The organism is Cupriavidus sp. SIMBA_020, assembly GCF_046535395.1.
Classification (GTDB): Bacteria; Pseudomonadota; Gammaproteobacteria; order Burkholderiales; family Burkholderiaceae; genus Cupriavidus; species Cupriavidus campinensis.
In genome coordinates this window covers 1-248 of the sequence record NZ_JAWRWU010001313.1, presented here as the reverse complement: position 1 = coordinate 248, position 248 = coordinate 1, and the positions used below count along the sequence as shown (strand labels likewise).

Genomic DNA, 248 nt, shown 5'->3' with positions numbered 1-248 from the left:
AAATAGATCGAATATGAAATGGAGCCGAGGAACACGAGGGGAGGAAGTTTGAGCACCTTGTTGACGACCGTCCCTCGCATCGACCCGACAATCAATGTCGGGAAGCAAATCAGCGTAACCACGATGTCCAGACCACTCGAAAATCTGGAGCTGGCGAAGTAGTAAAGGAAGCACGCGGTCGACGAAACTGCAAGGAGGTCATAGACGGGTTTCGCAATCGAGATCTTGTCGAACACGTCGTTGATGCG

Annotated in this window: 1 protein-coding gene; it reads right to left on the bottom strand. The window is 51.6% G+C overall.

Translation table 11 applies throughout. The annotated features are described in order from the left end of the window. A partial coding sequence (locus SB751_RS33750; protein ID WP_410749465.1) for a hypothetical protein occupies positions 1-236 on the bottom strand: 236 nt, incomplete at its 3' end. Positions 237-248: the final 12 nt, after the last annotated feature.